Annotated in this window: 13 protein-coding genes and 1 pseudogene; 6 read left to right on the top strand and 8 right to left on the bottom strand. The window is 70.8% G+C overall.

The annotated features are described in order from the left end of the window. Nucleotides 1–53 precede the first annotated feature (53 nt). Entirely contained in the window at nt 54–1,235 is a 1,182-nt protein-coding gene (locus ACN28I_RS19170) for a sensor histidine kinase (RefSeq protein WP_420943423.1), read from the bottom strand. A 92-nt stretch (nt 1,236–1,327) separates the two neighbouring features. On the opposite strand from ACN28I_RS19170, the gene ACN28I_RS19165 reads away from it, so the two are divergent. Both ACN28I_RS19165 and ACN28I_RS19160 read left to right on the top strand, forming a co-directional pair. Continuing rightward, entirely contained in the window at nt 1,328–1,504 is a 177-nt protein-coding gene (locus ACN28I_RS19165) for a hypothetical protein (protein ID WP_420943422.1), read from the top strand. An 87-nt stretch (nt 1,505–1,591) separates the two neighbouring features. Next, nucleotides 1,592–1,813 carry a hypothetical protein gene (locus tag ACN28I_RS19160; RefSeq protein WP_420943421.1) on the top strand — a complete coding sequence of 74 codons (222 nt, stop codon included), beginning with the start codon at nt 1,592–1,594 and terminating at the stop codon, nt 1,811–1,813. A gap of 315 nt (nt 1,814–2,128) precedes the next feature. Here the strand turns inward: ACN28I_RS19160 and ACN28I_RS19155 are convergent, their stop codons facing one another. Both ACN28I_RS19155 and ACN28I_RS19150 read right to left on the bottom strand, forming a co-directional pair. Beyond that, nucleotides 2,129–3,898, bottom strand: a complete 1,770-nt coding sequence (locus ACN28I_RS19155; protein WP_420943420.1) for a DEAD/DEAH box helicase — start codon at nt 3,896–3,898, stop codon at nt 2,129–2,131. A 98-nt stretch (nt 3,899–3,996) separates the two neighbouring features. After that, nucleotides 3,997–4,563 carry a DUF2378 family protein gene (locus ACN28I_RS19150; protein WP_420943419.1) on the bottom strand — a complete coding sequence of 189 codons (567 nt, stop codon included), beginning with the start codon at nt 4,561–4,563 and terminating at the stop codon, nt 3,997–3,999. A 158-nt stretch (nt 4,564–4,721) separates the two neighbouring features. Here ACN28I_RS19150 and ACN28I_RS19145 point away from each other — a divergent pair, with 158 nt between their 5' ends. After that, nucleotides 4,722–7,181, top strand: coding sequence for a beta-glucosidase H (locus ACN28I_RS19145; protein WP_420948666.1), 2,460 nt, complete (start codon nt 4,722–4,724; stop codon nt 7,179–7,181). On the opposite strand, the gene ACN28I_RS19140 is transcribed toward ACN28I_RS19145, so the two are convergent. Then, on the bottom strand, nt 7,166–8,419 hold the full coding sequence (locus ACN28I_RS19140; protein WP_420943418.1) for a macrolide family glycosyltransferase: 1,254 nt from the start codon (nt 8,417–8,419) through the stop codon (nt 7,166–7,168). The two genes, ACN28I_RS19145 and ACN28I_RS19140, sit on opposite strands and share 16 nt — an antisense overlap. 237 nt (nt 8,420–8,656) lie before the next feature. Here ACN28I_RS19140 and ACN28I_RS19135 point away from each other — a divergent pair, with 237 nt between their 5' ends. The 3 genes from ACN28I_RS19135 to ACN28I_RS19125 all read left to right on the top strand — a co-directional run bounded on the left by ACN28I_RS19135 (nt 8,657) and on the right by ACN28I_RS19125 (nt 12,075). Further along, complete coding sequence (locus ACN28I_RS19135; protein WP_420943417.1) at nt 8,657–9,448, top strand: phosphate ABC transporter substrate-binding protein; 792 nt, start codon at nt 8,657–8,659, stop codon at nt 9,446–9,448. 5 nt (nt 9,449–9,453) lie between these two features. After that, the gene (locus tag ACN28I_RS19130; RefSeq protein WP_420943416.1) at nt 9,454–11,091 is read left to right on the top strand and encodes a methyl-accepting chemotaxis protein; all 1,638 of its coding nucleotides are present in this window, start codon (nt 9,454–9,456) and stop codon (nt 11,089–11,091) included. Nucleotides 11,092–11,223: 132 nt separating this feature from the next. Continuing rightward, a complete protein-coding gene (locus ACN28I_RS19125) occupies nt 11,224–12,075 on the top strand; it encodes a glycosyltransferase family 2 protein (RefSeq protein ID WP_420943415.1) in 852 nt (283 codons plus the stop codon). A 135-nt stretch (nt 12,076–12,210) separates the two neighbouring features. Here ACN28I_RS19125 and ACN28I_RS19120 read toward each other — a convergent pair whose 3' ends face one another. The 4 genes and pseudogenes from ACN28I_RS19120 to ACN28I_RS19105 form a co-directional block, all read right to left on the bottom strand. Continuing rightward, a complete protein-coding gene (locus ACN28I_RS19120; RefSeq protein ID WP_420943414.1) occupies nt 12,211–13,962 on the bottom strand; it encodes a M4 family metallopeptidase in 1,752 nt (583 codons plus the stop codon). Nucleotides 13,963–14,233: 271 nt separating this feature from the next. Beyond that, nucleotides 14,234–14,479 carry a helix-turn-helix domain-containing protein gene (locus tag ACN28I_RS19115; RefSeq protein WP_420948665.1) on the bottom strand — a complete coding sequence of 82 codons (246 nt, stop codon included), beginning with the start codon at nt 14,477–14,479 and terminating at the stop codon, nt 14,234–14,236. Further along, nucleotides 14,463–15,515: pseudogene (locus tag ACN28I_RS19110) on the bottom strand (sigma 54-interacting transcriptional regulator); the annotation flags it as partial. The gene ACN28I_RS19115 and the pseudogene ACN28I_RS19110, both read right to left, overlap by 17 nt. A gap of 194 nt (nt 15,516–15,709) precedes the next feature. Continuing rightward, entirely contained in the window at nt 15,710–18,460 is a 2,751-nt protein-coding gene (locus tag ACN28I_RS19105) for a protein kinase domain-containing protein (RefSeq protein WP_420943413.1), read from the bottom strand. Nucleotides 18,461–18,792: the final 332 nt, after the last annotated feature.

Genomic DNA, 18,792 nt, shown 5'->3' with positions numbered 1-18,792 from the left:
TGCTCCCCATCGCCGCCGGAACCTCCCCCCTGTCAGGACCTACCCCTCCTGGTTCAAGCGCCCTCGCCCTTCACGGGCAGCTCGAGCGAGAAGGTGGCGCCCTGGCCGGGGCCGGGGCTGGTGCAGGTGAGCCGGCCCTTCATCTCCTCGGCGGCCAGGGCACTGATGTGCAGGCCAAAGCCGTGCCCCGACTTCTTGGTGGTGAAGCCCTGGGTGAACAGGCGCGCCACGTTCTCCTCGGCGATGCCCACCCCGTTGTCCGTCACGTGGATGCGCAGCCGCTCTCCACCGTTCGCGCGCTGGACGTGGATGCTCAGGCACTTGTCCTCTTGCGCGCTGTCCACCAGCGCATGGCGCGCGTTGCTCAGCAGGTTGATGAGGATCTGCAGCAGCTTGTGCCGGTCCACGAAGATGAGGGGCACGTCCGCGTAGTCCCGCACGATGCGGATGGCCAGCCGCTCGAAGGAGACGGCGTGCAGGCGCAGGGCCTCGTCGATGAGCTGCGGCACGTCCACCTGCTCCACCGCCCCCGCCGAGCGCGCGTGCTTCTGCTGCATGCTGACGATGGACTTGATGTGCTCGACGCTCTGGGCGAGCGACTGCATCTCCTTGAGCATGGCGTCCCGCTCCTCCACCAGCTGCTCCGACACCGCGATGAGATAGGGCGGGAGCTGCTGGCCCTGGGAGTCGCGGGTGAGGAAGGAGGCGAGATTCGTGGCGTGCGTGCGCAGGAGGTTCGTGGCCTTGGCCAGCCCGCTGACGCGCGAGCGGCGGAGCTGGTCGGTGACGAGCGTGGTGGAGATGTTGACGCTGTTGAGGGTGTTGCCCACGTTGTGCAGCACGCCGGTGGCCACCTCGGCCATGCCCGTCTGGCGCGAGACATCCACCAGGGTGCGGTGCATCTCCCCCAGCCGGGTCTCGGCCTCCTTGCGCACGGTGATGTCGCGGGCGAAGAGCGTCACCCCCACCGGCTGTCCGCTCTCGGCCAGGATGGGGTGGAGGCTGACGTCCAGCACGAGGCGGGAGTCTCCCTGCTCGTACGTCTCCTCGTAGCGCTGACGCTGGCCTTCGAGCACCCGGGCGAGCCGGCCCTGCCAGAGTTGGATCCGCTCCGGCTTCGAGTGGCGGAAGAGCGGCTGCCCCAGCTCGAGCTCCGTGCCGAGCAGCCGCCGGTAGAAGCGCCTCATCGCGGAGTTGGCCACGATCAGGCGCCCCTCGGGATCCAGCGAGGCCACGATGTCGTCGGTGCTCTCGATGATGCTGCCCAGCTTGCTCTCGCTGCCCCGGAAGCTCCTTCAAGGCCCGCTCGAGCGACTGGTGGGCCGCGTTGCGCGCGGTGCTGTGCAACGCGCTGATGCCCCAGATGGCCAGGAAGGAGACGCCCGACATGAAGTGCCGGACCCAGAAGCGCGACAGGGAGATGTTCTGGGCGGAGAGGTCGGCGTGGTGCGTGACGACGAGGGGATGGACGACGTTCATGAGCACGACGATGAAGATCGTGTAGATCAGCGCCTGGCGCGGCCTCAGCAGGTACACGGCGAAGGCGGGGAGCAGCAGGTTCATGGCGTGCACGCCACCCTGGAGGTCCGCCGTGTTCGCGAAGATGCCTCCCACGAAGCCGGCCGTGAGGGTCGCCAACATGACCACCGCGGGAACGGTGATCGTCGTGGCCCTGCGCGTGGCCACCAGGGTCGACACGTACAGCACGCCCGCGATGCCCGGGATGGGGGAGTACGGCGCGAACAGCGTGCTCACCAGGTACAGCGAGGCGAGCAGGAGCATGAAACACGTCGAGGCGACGAGTACCCGGTGACGGACGAGCTCCGCGGGAGGCGCGTTGCGCAGGGCATCCGAGAGGAAGAAGTCCAGCCAGCCCAGGAGCCCCGGGGTTCTCTCGGAGCCCGGAGCGGCCACGGCTCGGGGCTCGTGGGGGTTGGGAACGTCCTGGCTTGTCTCGGAAGAGGAAGGGAGCGCCATGTCAGGGGAGCCATCGCGAGGGAGGGGGAGGCCCTCGACGGCTCAGGGTGACATTTTGATCCGGATCCGGGCTTCTCAATAAGGAGAAACCAGGCAGGCGAGGGGCATATCGCCCTGCCGTGGCGCTCCGCTGGGGAATGGACCTGCTCGCCTACCGGCCCCGGCGTCCCCCGCCGCCACGGCCTCGCGGAGCGGCGCCCGCCCCACGCGAGGGACCGCCCTTGCGGCCTCCCGCCCTGCCACCCGGGCGCTCGGTACCACGGGGACCACTCCTCCCCGGGCCCGCGCTCCTCCCCGGGCCCGCGCTCCTCCCGCGAGGCTCCTTCGCGCCCCGGGCACCCTCCCGGCCGCTCCCACCTTCACCGCGGCGCGCGGGCGGCCCCCGGCGGGTGCCCTCCCGGTCGAATGCGCGCGCTCCTCGCGGAGCCTCCTCCCTCCCACGGCGGGGAGCCGAGCCCCGGCCGGGGCCCCGCTCACGCGTTTCCTCTCGCTCGGACCCGCGCTCCTTCCCACGGGCGGGAGCCCTGCCTCGGCCCGGAGCCTCCCGGCGGCGGGTGTCCCCACCGCGGCGCTCCTGCCCCTCACGCCGGGGGCCCGCACCACGGGAGCCCGCACCACGGGGGCCCGCACCACGGGGGCCCGCACCACGGGAGCCCGCACCACGGGTCTCGCTCCGCTCTCCGCTCGCGCGGGCGGGGCGGGCACGGGCCTTCTCCGGCGCGCGGGGAAGCGGGATGGCCCCGGACTTCTTCACCTCCGCCTCTTCCTGCCCGCTCCGGTAGCTCTCCATCTCCTCGCGGAAGACGGGGTCCGTGCGCGGCACCTCGGCGCGCGGCACGGGCATGCGGATGATGCGCTCGATGGCGCGCAGCGTCTCCTCGTCCCGCGCGGTGACGAAGGTCGAGGCACGCCCGCTGGCCCCGGCCCGCGCCGTGCGGCCGATCCGGTGCACGTAGTCCTCGGGCGAGTGCGGCAGGTCGAAGTTGATGACGTGCCCCACGTCCTCCACGTCCAGCCCGCGCGAGGCGATGTCGGTGGCCACCAGGCAGCGGTATTGCCCCCGCCGGAAGCCCTCGAGCGCCTGGCGGCGCTGTCCCTGCGTCCGGTCGGAGTGGATGATGGAGGCCTTGTGGCCCCCGGCCTTGAGGATCTCCTGCACCTTCTCGGCGCGCTCGCGGGTGCGGGTGAAGACGAGCGCGCTGAGCTGATCCTTCGCGAGCAGGCTGAGCAGCAGCGGGTACTTCTCGTCCGCGTCGACCTCGTACATCCGCTGCACGGCGCGCGCGGCGGGCGTGCCGCTGGGCGTGACTTCCACCTTGACGGGCCGGCGCAGCAGCTCCTGGGCGAAGAGCGTCACGTTGTGGCCGAGCGTGGCGGAGAAGAGGAGCGTCTGGCGCTCGCGGGGCAGGGCGGCGAGGATCTGCTGCAGCTCGGGCAGGAAGCCCATCTCCAGCATCCGGTCCGCCTCGTCCAGCACGAGCATGCGCACCGCCGAGAGGTTCGCCGTGCGGCTCTTGATGAGATCGGCCAGCCGGCCCGGGGTGGCGAGCACCAGGGTGGGACGCTGGCCGAGCGCCTCCGCCTGGGCGCTCATGTCCGTGCCGCCGATGACCACCGCCCGGGTGACACCGCGCGGCTCGCCGAAGAAGGCGGCCTCCTCGGCGATCTGCTGCACCAGCTCGCGCGTGGGGGCGAGCACCAGGCCCACCGGGCCCTTCTCACCGGCCGAGCGCTCGATGAGGGGCAACAGGTAGGCCGCTGTCTTGCCCGTGCCGGTGGCCGCGCAGCCGATGACGTCACGCCCGGCGAGCGCCGGGGGGATGGCCTGGGCCTGGATGGGGGTGGGCGCGGTGAAGCGGGCGCGCCGCACCGCACCGAGTGACTCAGGAGAAAGGCCGAGGGTCTTGAAGGAATTGCTCACACCCCAGGGGCTATCACGCCCGGACGCGCGGGGCGACCTACAATGTCATACCGGAGACTTTGTGCTCCCGGGCGTCCGGCCTCTCCCTCGCCTGAACGCTACCAGCGCACGTCGAAGCTCATGTCCTCGGGGCCCGTCTGCTCCCAGTGCGTCTGGGGCTCGTTCACCCCGGTGGCGCGCAGGGCGGCGTGGAGGATGCCGTTGTAGTAGTCGCCGGGCAGGGGCACGCCGCGGAAATCCATCCGGTAGTGGCTCGGGCCGAGCTGCTCCACCGTGCGCACGCCGAAGTTGCTGCTGCGGCCCACGAAATCGGGCGCCTTGCGCATCAGGCGATCCGGCCCGAGCAGGTGCAGCGCGGCGAGCTGGATCTGCCCCAGCAGCGTCTTGCGGTAGCCCTCGAAGAGACACGCGCCCACGCGGAAGAGCCCCTCGGACGAGGCCCACGACGAGAAGCGGGTGCGCGCGAGGAAGTGGAGCACCTCGGCGAAGTTCTCCACCGGAATTTCCGAGGGCACGTAGTCCGTCCCACCGCTCAGCCGGACGATCTCCTTCATCTCGGCGGAGCGCTCGGAGATGTCGAGGCTCCGCAACAGCCCTTCCAGGGGGGCGTAACGCATCCGCCGGGGGGCGGGGTGCGGCGACGAGGCCGCGGCGGCAGGGGGCATGCAACACCTCGTGAGCGACTGACACCCGAGAGGTGAGAGTGACACAGCCCCGGACTCGAAAGCCATTCGCGGCCGGTCCACGCGCGAGCCCCCTCCTGACGCACTGCGCAGAAGCAGTGGCCTCGCCGTGCGCATTCCGGGATATGAGCGTGTCCACCATGAACGAGCAGCGCATCGACACGCTCCTGAACGCCATGACGCTCGAGGAGCAGGTCTCTCTTCTGGCCGGAGCCTCCTTCTGGACGACCGTTCCCGTGGAGCGGCTCGGCATTCCCTCCCTCAAGGTCAGTGACGGCCCCAACGGCGTCCGGGGCGCCGGCAGCCTCGTGGGCAGCGTGAAGGCCGCCTCCTTCCCCGTGGCCATCTCCCTCGCGTCCACCTGGAACACCGGGCTCGTCACGCGGGTGGGCGAGGCGCTCGCCCAGGAAGCGCAATCCAAGGGCGCGCAGGTGCTGCTCGCGCCCACCGTCAACCTGCACCGCTCCACCCAGAACGGCCGCAACTTCGAGTGCTACTCGGAGGACCCCTTCCTGTCCGCCCGGCTCTGCGTCGCGTACATCCAGGGCGTGCAGAGCCAGGGCGTGGGCGCCACCGTGAAGCACTACGTGGGCAACGAGTCGGAGTTCGAGCGCATGTCCATCAGCTCCGACATCGACGAGCGTGCGCTGCGCGAGCTGTACCTCGTGCCCTTCGAGGCGGCCGTGAAGGAGGCGGGCACCTGGGCCGTCATGTGCTCCTACAACAAGCTGAACGGCACGTACGCCAGCGAGAACCGGCGCCTGCTGACGGACATCCTCAAGCGAGAGTGGGGCTTCGACGGCGTGCTGATGTCCGACTGGTTCGCCACGCACTCCACGGCGGAGTCCCTGAACGCGGGCCTGGACCTGGAGATGCCCGGCCCGGCGAAGTACCGGGGCCAGAAGCTGCTCGAGGCCGTCCGCTCGGGCGAGGTCCGCGCCGAGGCCATCCAGGACAGCGCCCGGCGCATGTTGCGTCTCCTCACCCGCGTGGGCGCCTTCGAGCGTCCCGCGCCCGCCGAGGAGCAGGCCATCGACCGGCCCGAGCACCGCGCCCTCATCCGCCGCGCCGGCGCGGAAGGCACCGTGCTGCTCAAGAACGAGGGGGTGCTGCCGCTCGACCCGAAGCGCCTGAAGAAGGTGGCCCTCATCGGCCCGAATGCGAAGACGGCGCAAATCATGGGGGGCGGCAGCGCGCAGGTGAACGCGCACTACCGCGTCAGTCCCCACGAGGGCATCCAGGCTCAGCTCGGCGGGAGCGTCGTGCTCGGATACGAGCTCGGCTGCTCGAACCACAAGCTGCTGCCCCTGCTCCAGGAGCCGCTCAGCGCCGAGTACTTCAACAACCGCGGCCTATCGGGCCAGGGGGTATCGGGCGCCGGCCTGGCCCAGGCGGAGGTCATGTGGAACGACGAGCCCGCACCGGGCATCACCGCCGAGACCTTCTCCGCGCGCCTCTCCACGCGCTTCACGCCGGACGAGGACGGCGTGCACCACTTCGGCCTGGTCAGCGCGGGCCTCAGCCGTCTGTACATGGACGGGCGGCTCATCGTGGACAACTGGAGCGCGTGGAAGCAGGGCGACACCTACTTCGGGAGTGGCAGCGATGAAGTCACCGGGACGCTCGACCTCCAGGCCGGCCGTGCGTACGAGGTGACCATCGAGTACGCCAGCCCCGCGGAGGGGATGCGGGCCGTGCGTGTGGGCGTCACCCGGCCGCTGGGCGACGCGCACCTCGAGCGTGCCGTGCGGCTCGCCGCCGGGTGTGACGTGGCCCTGGTGTTCGTCGGCCACAACGGGGAGTGGGACACGGAAGCGGTGGATCGTCCCCACATGGACCTGGTGGGCCGCCAGAACGAGCTGGTCTCGCGGGTGGCGAGCGCCAACCCCCGCACCGTGGTGGTGTTGCAGACGGGCGCGCCCGTGGCCATGCCCTGGTTGGACGCGGTCGCGGGCGTGTTGCAGGCCTGGTACCCCGGACAGGAGGCCGGCAACGCCATCGCCGATGTGCTCTTCGGCGCCGCGGAGCCCTCCGGCCGGCTCCCGCAGACCTTCCCCGTGCGGCTCGAGGACAACGCCGCCCACGGCAACTACCCCGGTGCGAGTGGCAGGGTGCGCTACGGCGAGGGCATCTTCGCCGGGTACCGTCACCACGACACGAAGCACCTCCCTCCGCTGTTCCCGTTTGGCTTTGGCCTGTCCTACACGTCCTTCGCGTACGGGAATCTCCGGCTGAGCGCCGAGGCCCTTCAGCCGGAGGAGACGCTGACGGTGACGCTCGACGTGACGAACACCGGGCAGCGCGCGGGGCAGGAGGTGGTGCAGCTCTACGTGCGCGACGAGCAGTCGAGCCTGCCGCGCCCCGAGAAGGAGCTGAAGGGCTTCCTCAAGGTGGACCTGGCGCCGGGCGAGACGAAGAGCGTCACCCTGACGCTCGGGATGCGGGCGCTCGCGTACTTCGATGACGCGAGAGCCGCCTGGGTCGCCGAGGCGGGCCGCTTCGAGGTGCTCGTGGGAAGCTCCTCGCGAGACATCCGCGCCCGCGCCGCCTTCACCCTCCAGCGCGAGTGGGTGCGGCCGCCGGCTCAGGCCGCCTTCTGACGCGGGCCTCCCCGGCGGGCGGCGGCGAACTGCTGGAGTGCATCCGCCCCGCGGCGGTGCCCTCCCGCCTCCCGGAGCTCCTTCTGGTACTCCGAGAGGCGCGTGCGGTAGCCCGGGTCCGTGTCGAGGCGCTCGATGGTCTCGCGCAGCACCTTCGGGTCCAGGGCCTGCTGGGCCGACAGCGTGACGCCCAGCCCGAGCTCGCTCACGCGTGAGGCATTGACCGGCTGATCCCCGAACTGCGGGAAGACGGCCAGCGGCACGCCGTGCCAGAGGCCCTCCATGGTGGAGTTCATGCCGCCGTGGGTGAGGAAGACGCGGGCGCGCTCGAGCACCTCGAGCTGGGGCACGCGCTGGCGCACGAGGACGTTGGACGGTGCCGGTCCGAGCGTGGCCGGGTCCAGGCCCATGCCGCAGGCCATCACCACCTGCCAGCGGGTGTCGCGGAAGGCCTCGAAGCAGGCCTTGTAGAAGTCGGGCCGCAGGTTCATGGGCGTGGTGCCCAGCGAGATGAGCAGCACGGGCTTGCCCTCGAGCTGCTCCAGCGGGAAGTCTCCCCGGTCATTGCGCGGCAGCACCGACGGGCCCATGAAGAGGAAGCGCTCATCGAAGGCCTCGGCATCGGGCTGGTACTTCCGGGTGACGGGGATGAGATTGAGCTCCTCGAGGGTCGTGAACGCCGCCCCGAGGCTCATGCGCGGGAGCCCGTGGCGCCAGTGAAGCACCTCGGAAGTCCACAGCATCCGGAGAATGGCCAGCAGGGCGCGCGGGGAGGGAAGGCCCTTCATGTTCGCGCGCAGCGCGCGCTGGAGCGTGGGGGAGTGGGTCAGCGCGAAGCTCGTCTGGAAGATGGCCGCCGGCAGTTGCAGCTTCGCGGCGGCGGCGCGGCCCCAGAAGGCCATCGGATCGTAGACGATGCAGTCCGCCTGCTCCGCCCGGGCCTGCTCCACCACCCGGGGGGCCTCGCGCAGGCTCCGGCGCATGATGCTCAGCAGCACCGGCAGCATCTCCTTCATCGCCTGTCCGCTCCCCACGCCTTGCAGACCCGGGAAGGAGGGAGGAATGGCGAGCGCGTCATCCAGCAACCGGAGCGAGGCCCCGGTGTTGCGGACCGCCGCCTCGAACTCGCGCGTCGTGTAGACGACGGCCTCCTCCCCGCGCGAGACCAGCTCCTGGATGAGCGGAAGCATCGGGTTGACGTGGCCGTGGGCCTGCATGGGGAAGAAGAGGAATTTCATGGGGGCTGTCTACTGTCGTGGCGGCGGGTGCGCCGTGACTTTTGCTCCATCTCCCGGCCGTGAGAAAGGCGGCGGGGGGGCAGGCGTGCCCTGTGCCCTCCGCCCGTACTCCGCGTATGCACCGCGGCCGGTTCCCATTCGTTACACTCCCCGGCTGTCTTGCTCGTCTCCAATCTCCAGACTCCCCAGCCTCGGGGGGCTCGCCTCCGGGTGGGAGCCCGCGCGTGGGTGCTCGGGATGGCGCTGCTCCTCGGGGGCGGCTCGGGCTGTCAGCGGCAGGCCGCGGTGGATACCCCCCTCGTCTACGTGGGCTCCGGCAGCATCAGCGACACCGTCCTGCCTCCGCTCAGCGAGGGCTTCGTCCGCGGGGGAGGGCGGCCCGTCGAGGTGAAGCAGTACGTCGGCTCCGCGGAGGGCTTCAAGCTCCTGATGGAGGGGCACGCGGACCTGAGCGGCCTGGCGCGCTCGCTCAAGAGCACGGAGAAGGCCCAGCACCCCTATTACGTCATCATCGGGTACGCCGCGCTCGCGGTGTACGTCCACCCGGACAATCCGGTCCCGGCCCTCAGCCGCGCCCAGTTCAAGGCGTTCTTCACCGGCCAGTTGAAGAACTGGAAGGAGGTGGGCGGGCCGGATGCTCCCGTGGAGCTCGTGACGGTGGAGCTGTCCACGGGCTCGGGCACGACGGACTTCTTCGCGGATGCGGTGATGGAGAGCGCTCCGTTCGCGCCCACGCGTGCCTTCAAGCATCCGAAGGAGGTCCTGTCCTACGTGGCCTCGCATCCGCACGCGCTGTCGTTCGGGACGCTGGCACCGGGCGTCCAGGGGATTCGGGTGCTGCCGCTGGAGGGCGTGGCGCCGGAGCCCGAGGCGATCCGCACGGCGGACTACCCGCTGTCCCGGCCGCTGGTGCTGGCGACCCGGGGCGTGCCCGAGGGGCCGCTGAAGGCCTTCCTCGACTACGTGATGTCGCCCGAGGGCCAGGCCATCGTCGCGCGCTCCTTCATTCCCGTCCGGGAGGCCCGCTGAGCGCCATGTCCTTCCTGCGCCGCCTGAAGGTCCGCCACAAGCTCTCGCTGCTCATCATCCTCCTCCTCGCGGTGTTCGTGGCGAGCCACGCGGTCCACGTGTACGCGCTGAATCAGTTCCAGGTCGGCGGTCCCGTGCACCGGCAGCTCAAGCTGCAGTCGGAGACGTACGGCACGGTCCAGTCGCTGCTGGGGGAGCTGCACGCCGCCCGCGCGGTTCTGCACCTGATGCTCGCGCCTGCCAGCGAGGACCGGGCGCGGCTGCTGCGCCGGCAATGGGAGGAGATCGCCGCGGGCGTGGACGTGCGCTTCGAGCGGGCCCTGGCGGTGACGGATGCCCCGGATGCGCGCCTGTACGTGGAGGACGCGCGCGGGGCCTGGGACGGCTACGCCCGGGCGGTGCGCGCGCGCGTCTTCGCCGCCCCCGAGGCCGAGCGGAGCCGGGTGCTCGCGGACTTCCTGGAGGGGGCCCACACACGCCGGTATGCGCGCCTGGCCGAGCTCCTCGAAGCGGCGGCCAACAGCCTGCGGCTGCGCTCGAGCGAGCTGGAGCTCGAGGTGGGACGCACGCTGCGGGACGCCTGGTGGGGGCTCGCGGCGGCGGGCGTGGGGCTCGGGCTCTTCCTGCTGCTGTTCCTCATCGGGGTGGGGCGCTCCATCACCGAGCCCCTGCGGGCCTTGATGGTGGCGGCGCGGCAGGTGGAGAAGGGGGACCTGTCCCTGCAGCTCGCCACCCCGGGCGAGGACGAGATCGGCCAGCTCTCACGGATTCTCGGGCAGATGGTGTCGCAGTTGCGCGAGCTGATGCGGGCGGTGCGCCAGGCGGGCCTGGAGATGGCGGAGGAGGTGGAGCGGCTGGCGAAGGCGGCGGACGAGCAGGGGCGCAGCATCGAGCGGCAGGCTTCGGCGGTGACGCAGACGAACGCGGTGGCCGAGGAGATCAGCCAGACGTCCGAGCTGGCGGCGAGCCAGGCGGCGGGAGTGCTGAGCGCGGCCGAGCGGGCCGACGAGGTGGGGCGCTCGGGCATGGAGGTGCTGGCCGAGAGCCTGCGGGGCATCCAGGAGCTGCGCGGCCAGTTCGACGCCATTGCGCAGCACGTGGTGGAGCTGGCCGAGCACAGCGTGAAGGTGTCCACCCTCACGGAGACGGTGAGGGATCTGGCAGAGCAGAGTCACGTGCTCGCGCTGAGCGCGGGCATCGAGGCGGCGCGAGCGGGGCAGGAAGGGCAGGGCTTCCGGGTGGTGGCGGTGGAGATCCGCTCGCTGGCGGACCGCTCGGTGAAGGAGACGGTGGCGGTGCGCGAGCAGTTGAGGCGCTCCAGTGGGGCCATGCGCAACACGGTGGCCATCACCACGAAGGGGCGGGCGCGGATGGAGGAGGAGCTCGAGCAGGTGCGCACGGGAGGCGAGCGCCTGGAGGAGCTCACCCGGATGCTCCAGGAGTCGAGCACCAGCCTGCGGCGCATCGTGAAGGTGGTGAAGCAACAGCACGAGGGCGTGGGGCAGATCTTCTCGGCGGTGAACGAGCTGTCACGCACGACGGACAAGGCGGTGGTGTCGGTGGACGCCATGCGCCAGTCCGCCGAGCAACTGCGCAGCACGACGGCGCGGCTGACCGAGGCCCTCTCCGGCTTCCGGCTGTGAGCGGCCCCGGTGGAGCCTGCTCGCTGAGTGGCTTCAATTCCCTGGTTGGATCAGGTAATCAGCCGCCCCCTCAGTGGTGCCGTGGTCGGCGGCGCACTGAAAACGAGGCCGATGGCCTCCGGAGCTGGAGCCATGAAGCTCGGCGGCTACGTCATCCACGGAAACAACCGCGACACACTCGGAGCGTGCCTGGAGAGCCTGCGCGCCGTTTGCGACGAGGTCGTGGCCCTGGACTCGCAATCCACGGATGGCTCGGTGGAGCTCGCGCGGAGCATGGGCGTCCGCTCGGTCTCCCACTCCTGGCGGGGGTACGGGGCCGCACGGGCCGCCGCCGTGGAGGCGTTGGGCCCTTGTGACTACGTCTTGTATCTCGACTCGGACGAGCGTCTGGCGCCGGAGGCCCTGCCCGTCATCCGGGCCTGGCGCGACTCCCACCCGGCGGAGCCCGCCTACCGCCTGCCCTGCCGCGACTGGGCCGAGCTGAAGGAGCACCGCTTCCGCTACCGCACCCACTGGCGTGCGCGCCTGGTCCGCCGGGACGTCGCCATCTGGCGCCCGGAGATGATCGTTCACGAGGCGCTGCCCCGGATGCCTGCCCCCCGCCTGCATGCGCCCATCGATCACCGTTTCGCCACCTCGATCGAGGGGCGCGCGGAGAAGGAGGAGCGCTATGCCCTGCTCTGGGCCGTGCGCGCCTTCGCGGAAGGCAGGCGGCTCAAGCCCGCCGCCCTCCAGCGCCCGGCACACCTGATACGCGACTGCCTGATCCATGGTGCGCTCTGGCGTGGAGGGCTGACCGCGCTGCGGCTGGCCTGGGCCGTGTCCACCTACCACTCCGCCAAGTACCGCCACCTCCGCGCGCTGCGGCAGGGCGGCTTTCCCGAGCTGAGGAAGGCCTTCGGCGAGGGCCGCTACGGGGAGGTGTTCGCCCTCGTGCGGGAGGCGCGCACGCCGGAGACCGAAGCCAGGAGGGGTCGGTCCTGACAGGGGGGAGGTTCCGGACGCGAGGGGGAGCAACTGGTCCAACAATCGGACCAGTTGGCACGCCGCGCGGCCGGAAGGCGCCCCGTGCTTTCCCGCGGGAGCACCCCTGAAGAACTGACTTCCACTGGCTTGGGCTCAGTTCACGCCCACCGCGGTCCAGCTCTCCTGGACCTTCTTCAGCTCGGCCGAGTTGGCGCCGTACAGGTCCGTGGCGGCCCGCACCGTGGCCTCGCGGGCCTGGGCGAAGGTGGTCTTCGGCGTCATGTAGTGCTCCAGGGCGCGAGCGAAGATCTTCAGGCCCTTTTCCATCCCGACGCCGTCCTTCACCTCGAGGCCCGAGGTGCGGTTCTTCCCGCCGTTGGCCAGCAGGTAGAAGGCGTTGTTGGCGATGCCGCTGGAGCCGTGCACCTCCGTCTGCTTCGGGTAGTTCTTGTAGTTGTCCACGGAGTAGCCGTCCTTCGTCGGGTCATCCATGTAGCGCAGCGCGTCCCCGTTGCCGTTGGCCGGCGTCCACGCGTCCTCGCCCACCTTCCAGTCGAACTCCACGGCGGAGTTCTTCTGCGCCGCGTACCACTCCACGCCCGAGCCGATGATGTCGCTCATCGCCTCGTTGAGGCCGCCGGACTCGCCCTCGTAGATGAGGCCCGCGGTGCGCTCGGTGAGGCCGTGGGCGATCTCATGCCCGGCGATGTCCAGCGTGGTGAGCGGGCCGGCCGTCTTCCCGTCGCCATCGCCGTAGTTCATCTGCGTGCCGTCCCAGTACGCGTTCACGAAGTTGTTGCCGATGTGCACGTTGGACACGAGCTTCTCGCCCTTGCCGTCCAGCGAGTCGCGGCCGAGCACGTCCTTGAGGAAGTCGTACGTCATCTGCGCGCCGTAGTGCGCGTCCACCGCGGCCCGGTTGCGCGTGGGATCCGTCGCCTCGCCCCACACGTCGTTCTTGTCGGTGATCTTCACCGGCCGGCTGGCCTGCTCCTTGTTCTGCGCGTCGTACGTCACCACTCCCTTGCCGCGGCTGGCGTCCTCCAGGCTGAAGGTGCCGTCCGTGTTCTTCTTCGTGGAGAGCTCCACCTTGCCGCTGTACAGGGTGGTGTCATCCGCCTTGCCCGTCGTGGGCGGGGTGGGCTTGCCGGGCACGGGCACGGGCACGGGCGCCTGCGTGGCGCCACCCGGGGTGGTGCCGGCCTTCGCGTGGGGCAGCTCGATGCCGCCCATCTGGTTGAAGCTCGTGAGCATTTCGCCGTTGTGGGCGTCCACGAGGTAGTTCATCCGGCGGGGGCGCTCGTTGCCCTCGAGGCCCTTCGTGTGGGTGAGCTCCACGTGGTAGGCCGCGTGGTAGTTGCCGTCCTTGCCCTGGAAGACGACGCGCTCGGCGGTGGGCGCGCGGTCCGTCCTGCCCGCGAAGTCCTTCTGCGCGATGGCCAGCGCGTCCTGCGCCGTCAGCTTCACCGGCTGCGAGCCCAGTCCGGCGGGGATGGTGGAGACGCTGCCGGTGAGGCCCGACACCTTGCCCTGCGGGTCGAGGTGGCTGATGAGCTGCTCGCCGAAAACCTTCACGCCCTCGTGCTTGCGGTCCAGACGCACGTGCGTCATGCCGAGCGCATCACGCTCGACGGAGCGGGGCGTGACGGACTGGGAGATGCCGGCGCCGGGCGCCACGCCGCGGGCCAGCGAGCCCGTCTGCTGCTGGAGGAAGTCGAGCGACTTCCGGATGGCGGACTGGGCCTGGGGGCTGCTCAGCGCCAGCGGGCCGGTGGTGGGGGAGGCGGCCTGCTGCGCGGTGAGCGCCACCGCGGTGCGCCCGGTGGACGGCGCGAAGCTCGAGGCGGACTCGAAACCCGAGGCGGCACGGCCCTGGCCCTTCGGCGAGGACGCCGGGAAGCTCACGGGGGGTGGAGGGCGTCACGGCAACGGACGGCTTCTGGAGGCGGTTGGAGATCTGCATGGCGGGAGTCTTTCTGTGAGTAGGTCTCGTGCGCAGTGCAGAGCAGGTTGTGTGCCAACGCGTTGCGTTATGGCACTCGAACCCGAAGCTCTTGAATTCACACGACCTGCCCACGGGACTCGCACCGGGGCTGATGACTCGCGTCACCATGCCGCACCGGTCTCCCCCTGGTGACTGCCGTCACGGGGTGGTGACGGCTGTCACCACCTCACTTCACGCGCCGCCGTCGCGGTCCTCGAGCCCGTGCTTGCGCAGCAGCTTGCGCAGGTAGACGCGGTCGATGCCGGCCTCGCGCGAGGCCCGGGAGATGTTGCCCTCGCAGCGCTCGATGAGGCTCTTGAGATAGTCGCGCTCGAAGCCCTCGATGAGCCGCTCCTTGGCTTCCTTGAAGGGCAGCTCCAGCTCGGCCGTGGTGGTGCGAGGCCCGTCTCCGCCGCCCTCACCGGGGTGCGGGGGCATGTCCGGGAGGGCCTCCTCGCCCAGGTTCACCACCTGCTCCACCACGTTGCGCAGCTCGCGCACGTTGCCCGGCCACGGGTACTGGGTGAGCATCGCCCGCGTCTGGGCCGAGAGCGTGCTGGGCGGCTTGCCCATCCGCTCCAGCACGTTGTCGACGAGCAGGGGAATGTCCTCGGGCCGCTCGCGCAGGGACGGCAGCGTGACGCGCAGCACGGCGAGCCGGTGGAACAGGTCGCGGCGGAACTTCCCCTCCTTCACCGCGTTCTCCAGGTCCACGTGCGTCGCCGCCACCACCCGCATGTCCACCGTGCGGTAGTCGTTGGCGCCCACCCGCTTCACCTGCCGGCGCTCCAGCACGCGCAGCAGTCTCGGCTGCAAATCCAACGGCAGCTCGCCCACCTCGTCGAGGAAGACGGTGCCGCCGCCGGCGCGCTCGAAGGCCCCGGCCCGGTCGCTCTGCGCGCCGGTGAAGGCCCCTTTCACGTGGCCGAAGAGCTTCCGACTCGATGAGCGAGGGGGCGATGCCCGCCAGGTCCACGATGACGAAGGGGCCCTTGCCGCGCTTGCTCTCCTGGTGGAGCGCCTCGGCGCACAGCTCCTTGCCCGTGCCCGTCTCTCCCTGGATGAGCACGTCCGAGCCGCCGGGCGCCATGCGCTCCAGCAGGGTGAAGACCTCGCGCATCTTGCGGCTGCTGCCCACCAGGGCGCCGAAGTGATCGCGCGCCGAGAGCAGCAGGGAGCGCTCCCGCGTGTCCTCCGGCACCAGCTTGAGCTCGGTGGTGCCCAGGGTGATGACGCTGCCCGCGCGCAGCTCCAGTTGGGAGAAGCGCAGCCCCTCGCAGAAGGAGCCGTTGCGCGATTCGAGGTCGACCGCCAGCACGTGCTCCTCGCGGACCTGCAGCTTCAGGTGCTGCCGCGAGATGGTCTTGTCAGTGAGGACGATGTCGCACGAGGGCGCCTTGCCCACCGTGTACTCGCCATGCTCGAGCGAATGACTGCGCCCGGCTTCCGCTCCAGAGAGCACCAGCAGCTTCATCCGCACCCGTCCTGGACCGGCCCGGTGCAGGGTCGCTGTCGCGCCCGAGGTCTCTTCGTCTTCGTGCGACGCCACGGGCGGACGCTACCACGCTCCGTATTCCCGTGACACGGCTTGTCACCGATATCCCCTCTCCCGGCGACGACCCTCACCCCCCGCCCTCTCCCAGAGGGAGAGGGGGCATGCGGAACCCACTACAGGCGCGTCGGGCGGCGCGAGGGCTTCGTCGGGCGGCGCTTGGACTTCTCCTTCTTCTTGGGCGCCTCCTCCTTCGGCAGCGACTCGAGCCACGCGTCCACTTCGGACACGCGCGGTGCCAGCTCGGCCTGGGCGAAGCGCTCGCGGGCCCGCGCCGCCTCGGCACGCGCCTCCGGCTGCTGGCCCGTCACCCAGAGCGCACGCGCCAGCGCGAAGCCCGATACCGCCAGCACGTCCGGCGGTGCCGAGGCGAAGGCGACGGCCTGCCGCAGCGGCTCGACCGCCTCCTCCTCCCGGCCCAGTCCCAGCAACGCCTGGCCCACGCCGTCATACGAGTATTGGAGTTGCTCGTCCCCGGGGGGCAGCGCCTTGCGCTTGGCCGCGAGCGCCTGCTCGAACGCGGCGAGCGCCTCGTCGTGGCGCTTCAAGTCCAGCAGGCACATGCCCACTTCGTCCACGGCCTCCGCGGCCTGCGCACTGTCCTTGCCGAAGAGGGCCTCGCGGATGCCAGCCGCCGCGCGCGCGTGCTCCAGGGCCCGGGCGTGCTGTCCCATCTCGCGCAGGCTGTAGGAGAGCATCAGGTGGCGCCGCGCCATGTCCGGGTGCTGCGCGCCCACCGAGGCCTCCGTCTGCTTCAGGGCCTCCTCCAACAGCTCCACCGCCTTCGGGCCCTCGCCCAGCTCCAGCATCACGCGCCCCAGCAGGAAGGTGGTGCGCGCGCGCTTCGGATGGCCCGCCGCCAGCGCCTTCCCCTGAAGCACCCGCGCCTGCTCCAGCAGCGCACGCGCCTGGGGCAGGTGCCCCTGGGACATCTCCAGGTTGGCCCGGTTCACCAGCACGTCACTCTCCAGCACGGGCTCACCGCCCAGGCGCCGCAGCGTGGCCTCGGCCAGTCCGCCCCAGCCCTCCGCCTGCCCGAAGTGCTTCTGCCCGTCCTCCACGAAGAGCAGCTTGTTGAGGATGGAGACCTTCAGCCGGTCCGCCCGTCCCGCCTCGGCGTCGTAGACGGCCTGGGACAGCAGCTTCGAGGCCTCGGTGGACTCGCCCATCTGCTCCTGGAGCCAGCCCAGGTGGAAGCGCAGCTCGGCCACCAGGGGCAGGTGGTGGGTGGCCAGCACCGGGGCCTCCAACTGGCGCGCCTTCTCCAGCGCCGCCGGGTAGCGGCCCGCGTCCACCATCGCCTTCACCTCGGCGAGCCGCTCCTCCAGCCGCGCGATGTCGGCGCGTTTCGCCGGGTCCGACGGCAGCCGCTGCTGCTCGGAGAGCGACTCCGCGTCCGCGCACTCCTGCAACGCGGGAAGTGCGTGCGCCGCGTCCATCGCCTTCTCCACCAGCGCCCCGTCCGCCTCGGCCAGCAGCCCCACCAGGGCGCCCAGGTCCTTGCGCCGCCGCTCCAGGCACACCACGCGCCGTGACAGCAACTCCTCGGGCTGCGTCCCGTGCACGCGCGTGGCTTCACACGCCTCGGTGCGCTGCCGCGTCCACCCGGCCGCGTACTCCTCCAATACGCCCGAGACGCGCGAGGCCGTCTCCTTCGCGAAGGGCTTGCCGGTGGCGAGGAAGGCCGCCTCCAGCTTGCCGCGCGCCGCCGGCTCCCACACTCCGGCCATCAACCCTCCCGCGCCCGCGCACACCTGGGACTGCCGGTACGCCGTGCCGCCCACCACCGCCAGCACCGCCGCCGCCGTGCACGCCGCCACCACCCACCGCTGCCGCTTCACGCGCCGCTGCTCCTGCGACAGCGCCGCCAGCAGCTCCTTCATCGACGGGAAGCGCGCCGCCGGGTCGAGCGCCAGCCCGCGCATCAGCGCCTGCCGCACCCACGTGGGCACCTTCTTGTCCTTCGGCGGCTCCTGGATGAGATCCGCGGGGAGCGCCTCCGGCTCCATGGGCTCGGTGCGATCCGTCATGTCCGGCCGCGAGCGCGACGTCGCGAACGCCCGCATGCGCGAGGTCTCGAAGGCCCGCTTGCGGTAGAGGCCCCAGTACAGCGCCGCGCAGAAGCTGAACTGATCCGAGCGCGCGTCCACCTCTCGCCCCTGGTACTGCTCCGGGGACATGTAGTTGGGCGTGCCCAGCACCACGCCCGTCTGGGTGAGGGTGGCCTCCAGCATCCGGCGCTCGGGCGGCAGAAGCTGCCGGGCCTCCTCGGACAGGGTGTCCTCCGCCTGCTCGGGTGCCCCCACCTGGAGGGCCAGGCCGAAGTCGGTGACGTAGACGCGCCCGGCGCGGCTCACCAGCACGTTGGCGGGCTTGAAGTCCCGGTGCACCAGCCCCGCCTCATGCGCCGCCTGCAGGCCCCGGCCCGCGGCCAGGAAGTACTCCAGCACCTCGCGCCAGGAGCGCTCCTCCTCCAACCAGCCGCTCAGCGTGCCCCCGTCCGCCAGCTCCATGGCGAGGAACACCTGATCCCCGAACACGCCCACGTCGAAGACGGGAATGACGTTGGGGTGGGACACCCGGGCCATGGCCTGCGCCTCGCGCAGCAGCCGCGCCCGCGACGTCTCCGAGATGCTCTGCCCGTCCGGCTGCAGCAACTTCAGGGCCACCTTGCGATCCAGATCCGGATCAAACGCGGCGTACACCACCCCCATGCCGCCCTGGCCCAGCCGCTCCAATAAGAGGTAGCGCCCCACCTGCGAGACAGGCGGCACGTCCTCCGGCGCCCGGCCCCGCTGGGAACGGCCCGTGTTCGGCGCGGACCGCTGCGTGCTCTTCCCCTTGCTCCGGCTCTTCGGCTCTTTCATGGGATTCGAAACATTCTACCTGGACGGTTTCGGTCCAAAAAGGCTACATTGTGCGCTACGCGAAGAAACTTTTGACGGCGTGCGTCGATAAATACGCAAGATTCGCGATTTTCCAAAGTCAGGTGGGGTTCGAGATGAGCGTGAAACTGTCCTCGCTGGTGGGTAGTGCCCTTTCCCGGTCGCTGGAGAGCGCCTCTCCGTCCAGGGTCCAGGCGCCTCCGTCAGCCACGCCCACCCCGGCCTGCACGCCGAGCCCGGCCCTTCCGGGGGGCTCCGACGTCTTCGAGCAGCTCTCCAAGGTCCAGCAGGAGTGGGAGTCGAAGTTCGCGGAT

The sequence above is a fragment of the Archangium gephyra genome (genome assembly GCF_049060025.1).
Lineage (GTDB): Bacteria > Myxococcota > Myxococcia > Myxococcales > Myxococcaceae > Archangium > Archangium gephyra_A.
This window is presented reverse-complemented; position numbering and strand designations above follow the sequence as displayed.

Bases quoted from the DNA above. Each gene is read 5' to 3' on its own strand.
- ACN28I_RS19140 (WP_420943418.1), bottom strand. From the start codon at position 8,419: ATGAAATTCCTCTTCTTCCCCATGCAGGCCCACGGCCACGTCAACCCG.
- ACN28I_RS19125 (WP_420943415.1), top strand. From the start codon at position 11,224: ATGAAGCTCGGCGGCTACGTCATCCACGGAAACAACCGCGACACACTC.
- ACN28I_RS19150 (WP_420943419.1), bottom strand. From the start codon at position 4,563: ATGCCCCCTGCCGCCGCGGCCTCGTCGCCGCACCCCGCCCCCCGGCGG.
- ACN28I_RS19115 (WP_420948665.1), bottom strand. From the start codon at position 14,479: ATGCCCCCGCACCCCGGTGAGGGCGGCGGAGACGGGCCTCGCACCACC.
- ACN28I_RS19135 (WP_420943417.1), top strand. From the start codon at position 8,657: ATGGCGCTGCTCCTCGGGGGCGGCTCGGGCTGTCAGCGGCAGGCCGCG.
- ACN28I_RS19105 (WP_420943413.1), bottom strand. From the start codon at position 18,460: ATGAAAGAGCCGAAGAGCCGGAGCAAGGGGAAGAGCACGCAGCGGTCC.
- ACN28I_RS19145 (WP_420948666.1), top strand. From the start codon at position 4,722: ATGAACGAGCAGCGCATCGACACGCTCCTGAACGCCATGACGCTCGAG.
- ACN28I_RS19130 (WP_420943416.1), top strand. From the start codon at position 9,454: ATGTCCTTCCTGCGCCGCCTGAAGGTCCGCCACAAGCTCTCGCTGCTC.